Here is an 8,023-nt window from a genome sequence, read left to right as displayed (position 1 = left end):
GTCGGCGGAAGCCGCTGCCCCGGCGCCTGCAGCCGCCGCACCGGCCCCCGCCGCTGCAGCCCCGGCCCCGGTGGCTGCGCCTGCACCGGCCGCTGCTCCCGCTGCCGCGCCTGCGGCCTCGGGCGCTGCCACGCAGATCGACATCAAGATTCCCGACATTGGCGACTTCAAGGACGTGGCCGTGATCGAGATGCTGGTCAAGGTCGGTGACAGCGTGACGGCCGAGCAATCGCTGTTCACCGTCGAGTCCGACAAGGCCTCGATGGAAATCCCGTCGCCAGCGGCCGGCACCATCACGGCGCTGACGCTCAAGATCGGTGACACGGTCAACGTGGGCGACGTGGTCGGCCAGATGAGCGTGCAGGGCGCTGCCGCGCCTGCAGCCCAGGCTGCGGCCCCGGCACCTGCTGCTGCAGCCCCTGCACCGGCAACTGCTGCCCCGGCCGCTGCTCCGGTCGCTGCAGCATCGGCTCCCGCCGCTGCACCTGCGCACAACCCGACCGTGGCGCCCACGGGCAAGTTGCCCCATGCGTCGCCCTCGGTACGCAAGTTCGCCCGCGAGCTGGGTGTGCCGCTGGACGAGGTCAAGGGCTCGGGCAACAAGGGCCGCATCACGGCCGACGACATCCAGGCTTTCACCAAGTCCGTCATGGCGGGTGCCGTGCAGACCAAGGCCCAGGCCGCGACCGCCCCCAAGGGTGGCTCCGGCGGCGGCGCAGGCCTGGACCTGCTGCCCTGGCCCAAGGTGGACTTCGCCAAGTTCGGCCCGGTCGAGCGCAAGGACCTGTCGCGCATCAAGAAGATCAGCGGCGCCAACCTGTCGCGCAACTGGGTCATGATTCCGCACGTCACCAACAATGACGAGGCCGACATCACCGACCTGGAAGCCTTCCGTGTCTCCACCAACAAGGAGAACGAGAAGAGCGGCGTCAAGGTGACCATGCTGGCCTTCGTGATCAAGGCGGTGGTTGCGGCCCTCAAGAAGTTCCCCGAGTTCAATGCCTCGCTGGACGGCGACACCCTGGTCTACAAGCAGTACTTCCACGTCGGCTTTGCGGCCGACACGCCCAACGGCCTGGTGGTCCCCGTGCTGCGCGATGCCGACAAGAAGGGCATCCTGCAGATCAGCCAGGAAATGGGCGAGCTGGCCAAGAAGGCCCGCGACGGCAAGCTCGGCGCTGCCGACATGCAGGGCGGCTGCTTCTCTATCTCGTCGCTGGGCGGCATCGGTGGCACGAACTTCACCCCCATCATCAATGCCCCTGAAGTGGCCATCCTCGGCTTGTCCAAGGGCCAGATGAAGCCGGTGTGGGATGGCAAGCAATTCGTGCCGCGCCTGACGCTGCCGCTGTCTCTGTCCTATGACCACCGTGTCATCGACGGTGCCTCGGCCGCGCGCTTCAATGCCTTCCTGGGCCAAGTGCTGGCGGACTACCGCCGCATCCTGCTGTAAACGGAGGCCCGACACATGGCAATCATCGACATCAAGGTGCCCGACATCGGCGACTTCGCCGAAGTGGGCGTGATCGAACTGCTGGTCCAGCCCGGTGACACCGTGGCCAAGGACCAGTCCCTGATCACCGTGGAGTCCGACAAGGCCTCCATGGAGATCCCCTCCAGCCATGCCGGCGTGGTCAAGGAACTCAAGGTCAAGATCGGCGACAAGATCGCCGAAGGCGGCCTGATCCTGACGCTGGAGGCCGCTGGCGAGGCGGCCGCCGCACCCCAGGTGGCAGCACCGGCCCCTGCAGCGGCGGCTCCAGCGCCTGCCGCTGCAGCGCCCGCAGCATCGGCTCCCGCTCCGGCCGCAGCCAGCTACGCCGGTGGCGCGGCCGATTACGACTGCGACGTGGTCGTGCTCGGCGGCGGTCCTGGCGGCTACTCGGCAGCCTTCCGTGCGGCCGATCTGGGCCTGAATGTGGTCATCGTCGAGCGCTACAAGAGCCTGGGCGGCGTCTGCCTGAACGTGGGCTGCATCCCGTCCAAGGCGCTGCTGCACGTGGCCGCCGTGGTGGACGAGGTCAAGCACCTGGAGGTGGCCGGCGTCAAGTTCGGCGCGCCCGAGGTCAACATCGACCAGCTGCGCGGACACAAGGACAAGGTCATCGGCAAGCTGACCGGCGGCCTGGGCCAGATGGCCAAGATGCGCAAGGTCACCGTGGTGCGCGGCTACGGCAACTTCGTCGGTGCCAACCACCTTGAGGTGGAAGAGACCACGGGCGACGGCCAGGAAAAGACCGGCAGCAAGAAGATCGTGCAGTTCAAGCGCGCCATCATTGCCGCCGGCAGCCAGGCCGTGCACCTGCCCTTCATGCCCAAGGACCCGCGCGTGGTGGACTCCACCGGCGCGCTGGACCTGGCCAGCGTGCCCAAACGCATGCTGATCCTGGGCGGCGGCATCATCGGCCTGGAAATGGGCACCGTCTACTCCACGCTGGGCGCACGCCTGGACGTGGTGGAGATGATGGACGGCCTCATGCAGGGCGCCGACCGCGACCTGGTCAAGGTCTGGCAGAAGATGAACGCGCCGCGCTTCGGCAACATCATGGTCAACACCAAGACCGTGGGTGCCGAAGCCACGCCCGAAGGCATCAAGGTCAGCTTTGCGCCTGCCAAGGACGGCATCACCGTGCCCGAGCCCCAGGTCTACGACCTGGTGCTGCAGGCCGTGGGCCGCACGCCCAACGGCAAGAAGATCGCTGCCGAGAAGGCCGGCGTGGCCGTCACGGACCGCGGCTTCATCGAAGTCGATATCCAGATGCGCACCAATGTGCCCCACATCTTCGCCATCGGCGACGTGGTGGGCCAGCCCATGCTGGCGCACAAGGCTGTGCACGAGGCCCATGTGGCCGCCGAAGTCATCGCCGGTGAACTGCAGGGCAACAAGGAGCTGGCTGCCAGCGCCTTCAACGCCCGCGTGATCCCCAGCGTGGCCTACACCGACCCGGAAGTGGCGTGGGTGGGTCTGACCGAGGACCAGGCCAAGGCCCAGGGCATCAAGGTCAAGAAGGGTGTCTTCCCCTGGACGGCTTCGGGCCGCGCCATTGCCAATGGCCGCGACGAAGGCGTCACCAAGCTGCTGTTCGATGACAGCCCCGAGGCGCACGGCCATGGCCGCATCCTGGGTGGCGGCATCGTCGGCACGCATGCGGGCGACATGATCGGCGAGATTGCGCTGGCCATCGAAATGGGTGCCGACGCCGTGGACATCGGCAAGACCATCCACCCCCACCCCACGCTGGGCGAAAGCCTGGGCATGGCGGCCGAGGTGGCGCACGGCTCCTGCACGGACCTGCCGCCGCAGCGCAAGTAAGCGCAAGGCGGGGCGTTCAGGCCTGGCAAGAACAGAAAGGCAGCTTCGGCTGCCTTTCTGCTTTGGGAGACGCAGATAAGGACACAGACATCAGCCCAGACACCGGTCCAGACACAGGCACGGCAAAGGGGACAGAGCTGTTCAGGCCTGGGCGCGCAGCCACTGCAGCAATTGGTCGTGCACACCATCTGGCGTGGGCGGAGCGGGGGACAGCAGGCAGTAGCGCGAACCGTCCTCGACAAAGCCCATGGGCGCTGCCAGCACGCCGTTGGCGACGTCGTCGCGCACCAGTTGCCAGGGTCCGATGGCCAGTCCCATGCCTGCCACGGCGGCCTGCAGGCTGAAATAGAAATGGTCGAACTGCAGCTGGGATCCCGACGGCGGCGGCTGGCCGCTGTGCTCTGCCCAGGTGGACCAGGCCCCCGGGCGGGTGCGGCTTTGCAGCAAGGGCGCCTCCGGGCGCAGCCCGGTGGCATGCCCCTCGTCGGAGCGCGTGCACCACTGCGCCAGCCGCTCGGGCCGGCAGACCGGGCCTATGCGCTCGGCAAACAGGGTCTCGGCATGACAGCCCGCTGGCGGAGAGAAGTCATCGCGCCGTATGGCCAGATCGATGCCGTCCGCGAAAGAGAAAGGCCCGCCGCCCGCCATCAGGTGCAGCTGCAACTCCGGGTGTTGTTCCTGGAACTGCGGCCAGCGCGGGATCAGCCAGCGCATGAGCAAGGTGGGCTCGCAGGACAGCACCCAGCGGCGCGCCTGCTGCGCGCGCGAGCGCAACTCCTGCGTGGCCTGGCGCATGCGCTCCAGGCCTTCGTGCACGGCCTGGGCCAGGTGGCGGCCCGCCTCGGTCAGGAAGACGCGGCGGCTGCGGCGGTCAAACAGGGTCACGCCCAGATCGTCCTCCAGCAAGCGCACGGCCCGGCTGATGGCGCCATGGGTCAGGTGCAACTCTTCTGCCGCCTTGCTGAAGTTCTCCCGCCGGGCGGCCGCTTCGAAGCAACGCAAGGCCTGCAGCGACGGCAGCCGCTTGCTCGGGGTATGTGAGTTGAGTTCACCAACTGTGTCAGAAAACATCGTTATGCATTTTCATGGAAGGCCAATAGTATCCGGCGCGTTGCATTGAATCGAATGGATAACCGATGACCGAATGGATAGCTGTAGTCACCATCACCTTGCTGGCCGTCATCAGCCCAGGGGCGGATTTCGCCATGGTCACCCGCAACAGCCTGCTGCGCTCGCGCCGCGCGGGCCTGCTCACGGCGCTGGGCATTGGCCTGGGAGTGCTGGTCCATGTCGGCTATACCTTGCTCGGGGTCGGACTGCTCATGCAGCAGTCCACCTGGTTGTTCGACGTGGTCAAGCTGCTGGGTGCAGCCTATCTGATCTATCTGGGCGTGACCATGCTGCGCAGCCGCCCGGAGGGCGATTTGCCCAGCCAGCCCGTGGCCGCGCTCTCCGACATGGCGGCACTGCGCACGGGCTTTCTGACGAATGCGCTCAATCCCAAGACCACGGTGTTCGTGGTCAGCCTGTTCCTGCAGATCGTGGGACAGGACACGCCGCTGGCCACGCAGCTGGCATATGGCGGATTCATCTCGCTGGCCCATGTGGCGTGGTTCTGCATCGTGGCGCTGTGCTTTTCGGCTCAGCGGGTGCGTGCGCGGCTGCTGGCCGTGCGGCATTGGATAGACAGGGCCTTTGGCGGCATGTTGGTGGGGTTTGGTTTGCTGCTAGCAACGGCCAAGCTGCGGCTGTGATGTGGTGATGGTCTGACAGGAATTGGTGGGGGAGGACGGGCAAGCAGGCGGCTGCTGCCCGGCATGCGAGGCCTGCGGGGTGCCATCTGGTACCTCGCAGGCTTGGCTGTTTCTGGCGAGTGTCAGGTTCGCCCGGCAAGCGGGCCGGCGTCCCAGTGGCTTGCGGTTCGACCCGGCACGGCAGGTGTTCATGGTGGGGGCGTGCCATCGTCTCCATGGTGAACGCCGGCGCCAAGGCCTGCTCCCATGCCCAGGCCGCCCATGCCTGCGGCGCCCATTCCTGCGCCGCCACCGCCGCCGCCACCGCCACCACCGCCCTTGCTCGAAGCGCCGGATTCCGCGCCACCTTTGCGCGCCCCGCCCGCCGTGCCGCCCGGACGCGTGGGGCCCTGGTTGGGAACGCGCAGGCTGTCGGGGATCGGCTCCAGATCCAGCGCTTCGCGGATGAAGGCGCGCAGCGAAGTGACGAGTGCCGCAGTCTCGACAGGCTGGCCTGCCACCATGTCCTGGGCCGCCTGGGCAGCCATGCGCACCTGGTCTTGCGTCCCGAGCAAGATGACATCGGACAGCGCGGCTTCCACCGCATCGCGAATGCGCCGTTGGCGCTCGCTGCCAAAAGCCGGTGGTGCATCGGCATCGGTGTCGTCGGCGGCGGGCCTGCGCAGATCGCGCAGGTGCAGGGGATTCACATGTAGCGTGCCCGTGAAGGAGCCGCCCAGCGTCTTGTAGGCGGCGATAAGCGACTTCAGGCGTTCATTGATCTGGCGGTTTTCACGCTCGCGCCGCTTTTGCACGGTCTGCATGAACAGCAGGCGAATGCCCATCATCAGACAGGTGACCAGCAGCAGGCCCAACACCGTGGACAGCAGCGAAGACCAGGAGCTGAAATCTAGTGATGAGCGCATGCGCAAGGCCTCGGGGGGTGATCCAAGCCTTCAGTGTGCCTCCATACAGACGGGTCGGCGGGTAAGAAGAGTGCTGTTTGCAGGCGCCGCTTGGCCTATGCTTTCGATACTTCACACATCAGCGACAGGGCGCATGGCATGTGCCCCCGGGAGACAGCATCCAGTGAAAACAACGAAGCAGGGGGTGCATCCCTCATGGATCGTCGTGGCGGCCGGCGTCAGCGCGGCTCTGCATGTAGGCAAGCTGCCGCCGGCTGTGCCGGTGCTGCAGCAGCAATTGGGCCTGTCCCTGCTGCAGGCCGGCTTTCTGCTTTCCACCGTGCAGGTGGCCGGCATGGTGCTGGGCCTGGTGGTGGGTCTGGGTGCAGACCGCTGGGGGCTGCGGCGCAGCATGCTGGCAGGCCTGGTGCTGATGGCGGGTGCCAGCGCCCTGGGCGCCACCGCTACGGGATTTGCAGCGCTGCTGGCCTTGCGTGCCGTGGAAGGACTGGGCTTTTTGCTGGTGGCCATGCCGGGGCCGGGTCTGATCCGGCGCTGCGTGGCGCCAAGCGATCTGAGCGCGCGCATGGGCTGGTGGGGCACCTATATGCCGTTGGGCAGTGCCATCGGCTTGCTGCTGGGGCCGTGGGTGATGGCCTGGGCATCTTGGCCCGCATGGTGGTTGCTGTTGGGGCTGATCTCGGCACTCGCATGGGTCGCCGTCTGGTGTGGCGTGCCGGCAGACAGGCCGGTGCCCCTTGGCACATCGGTGGCGGGCGGTGGCTGGCGTCCTCGCCTGGCGTTGACCCTGCGCAGCCCCGGACCCTGGTGCGTGGCTGTGGCCTTTGCCGTGTATTCAGGGCAGTGGATGGCCGTCATCGGCTTTCTCCCCACGGTCTATGCCGAGGCTGGCCTGGGCGCCGCATTGTCGGGCACGCTGACGGCCGTGGTGGCGCTGGCCAACATGGTGGGCAACGTGGCCTCGGGCCGTTTGCTCCAAGGCGGCTGGAGCGCCACGCGCGCCTTGCGCCTGGGCTTTGGCTGCATGGCGGCGTGTGCGCTGCTGGCCTATCTGCAATGGCAGGGGCAACCGCTGGCGCCGTTGTGGCTGCGCTTTGTGGCGGTGGTGTTGTTTTCGGCGGCGGGCGGGCTGATTCCGGGCACGCTGTTTTCCATGGCGGTGCGGCTGGCCCCCGATGAGTCCACGGTATCGACCACGGTGGGTTTCATGCAGCAATGGTCCAGCGTGGGGCAGTTTGCAGGCCCGCCCCTGGTGGCTGCCGTGGCCGTGCAGGCGGGCGGATGGCAGTGGACCTGGGTGGTGACGGCGGCCATGTGCGCCATCGGCTGGTGGCTGGCCGGCGCGATCGGGCGCATCAGCGGTGCGGATGCAGCGCCGCGCGGGCGCGCTGCAGTCTGATCACGCGTCGCGCGAGCCTATCAACGCCTTCAGGGCCTCTTCCATCTGCTGCGCATGGTCCAGCGCGGGCAGCCAAGCCTGGGGCACCGGCTGGGCGGGGGGCTGGGGAGCGGAGGCGGCCAGTTGGGCCAGGGCGTCATCGGGCTGCAGGGCCACCACGTTGCCGTTGGCGGACAGCTGGCGGCAGGCATCGACCAGCCATTCGCAGTGCAGCACGATGGCGCGCGGCATGAGGCCATTGTCATGCGACATGCCGCGCACCAGGCTTTCGCCCAGCAGCAGTGCGCTGGCATACAGGCGCACGGCGTGGCGGTCATAGCGCCCGGTGATGGTCTGCAGCCCCGCGCCACCCAGGCGGCCGCGCAGGGACCAGCGGCTGGCGCTTTGCGCCTCCACCATGGCTGCACGCAGTGCGCTCAGCGCATCGCTGCTGCGCGTGAGCTGGCCCAGCGCGACGGTGGCATCGGGCGTGTCGTGGGTGGCGGTGGCGCGCAGGGTGGCTTCCAGCCCCTCGGCCAGCTGGCCCAGCAAGGCGCTTGCCGAGCGCGACACGGCGCGCAGAGGATTGGCCGTGAAGATCACCTGGCTGAACATCAGGCCGACACCGGCGCCCACCAGGACGTCAACCAGCCGCGTCTCGCCCGCGGCGCTC

The 8,023-nt window shown here is 67.7% G+C and carries 6 protein-coding genes and 1 pseudogene; 4 read left to right on the top strand and 3 right to left on the bottom strand.

Annotation, left to right across the window (positions count from 1 at the left end):
* A partial coding sequence (gene aceF, locus ACM14_RS29695) for a dihydrolipoyllysine-residue acetyltransferase (RefSeq protein WP_065348132.1) occupies positions 1 to 1,453 on the top strand: 1,453 nt, incomplete at its 5' end.
* Between the two features lie 15 nt (positions 1,454 to 1,468).
* Complete coding sequence (gene lpdA, locus ACM14_RS29690) at positions 1,469 to 3,313, top strand: dihydrolipoyl dehydrogenase (RefSeq protein ID WP_065348131.1); 1,845 nt, start codon at positions 1,469 to 1,471, stop codon at positions 3,311 to 3,313.
* A gap of 141 nt (positions 3,314 to 3,454) precedes the next feature.
* On the opposite strand, the gene ACM14_RS29685 is transcribed toward lpdA, so the two are convergent.
* Positions 3,455 to 4,384 (bottom strand): LysR family transcriptional regulator, encoded by a 930-nt coding sequence (locus tag ACM14_RS29685; protein WP_034394186.1) that lies wholly within the window; start codon positions 4,382 to 4,384, stop codon positions 3,455 to 3,457.
* Positions 4,385 to 4,449: 65 nt separating this feature from the next.
* Here ACM14_RS29685 and ACM14_RS29680 point away from each other — a divergent pair, with 65 nt between their 5' ends.
* Entirely contained in the window at positions 4,450 to 5,067 is a 618-nt protein-coding gene (locus ACM14_RS29680) for a LysE family translocator (RefSeq protein WP_013802226.1), read from the top strand.
* A 188-nt stretch (positions 5,068 to 5,255) separates the two neighbouring features.
* Here the strand turns inward: ACM14_RS29680 and ACM14_RS29675 are convergent, their stop codons facing one another.
* Positions 5,256 to 5,972, bottom strand: a complete 717-nt coding sequence (locus ACM14_RS29675; RefSeq protein ID WP_065348130.1) for a hypothetical protein — start codon at positions 5,970 to 5,972, stop codon at positions 5,256 to 5,258.
* Between the two features lie 133 nt (positions 5,973 to 6,105).
* Between ACM14_RS29675 and ACM14_RS29670 the strand changes: the two genes are divergently transcribed.
* Positions 6,106 to 7,371 carry a CynX/NimT family MFS transporter gene (locus ACM14_RS29670; protein ID WP_175403329.1) on the top strand — a complete coding sequence of 422 codons (1,266 nt, stop codon included), beginning with the start codon at positions 6,106 to 6,108 and terminating at the stop codon, positions 7,369 to 7,371.
* On the opposite strand, the pseudogene ACM14_RS29665 reads toward ACM14_RS29670, so the two are convergent.
* A pseudogene (locus ACM14_RS29665) lies at positions 7,372 to 8,023 on the bottom strand (aromatic acid exporter family protein); the annotation flags it as partial.

The organism is Delftia sp. JD2, assembly GCF_001682645.1.
GTDB lineage: Bacteria > Pseudomonadota > Gammaproteobacteria > Burkholderiales > Burkholderiaceae_C > Comamonas > Comamonas acidovorans.
The sequence above is the reverse complement of the archived record's forward strand: the minus strand, read 5'-3'. Positions and strand labels throughout refer to the sequence as shown.

Excerpts from the sequence above, each read along its gene's own strand:
- ACM14_RS29670 (WP_175403329.1), top strand. The coding sequence starts at position 6,106 with ATGGCATGTGCCCCCGGGAGACAGCATCCAGTGAAAACAACGAAGCAG.
- ACM14_RS29680 (WP_013802226.1), top strand. The coding sequence starts at position 4,450 with ATGACCGAATGGATAGCTGTAGTCACCATCACCTTGCTGGCCGTCATC.
- ACM14_RS29675 (WP_065348130.1), bottom strand. The coding sequence starts at position 5,972 with ATGCGCTCATCACTAGATTTCAGCTCCTGGTCTTCGCTGCTGTCCACG.
- lpdA (WP_065348131.1), top strand. The coding sequence starts at position 1,469 with ATGGCAATCATCGACATCAAGGTGCCCGACATCGGCGACTTCGCCGAA.
- ACM14_RS29685 (WP_034394186.1), bottom strand. The coding sequence starts at position 4,384 with ATGTTTTCTGACACAGTTGGTGAACTCAACTCACATACCCCGAGCAAG.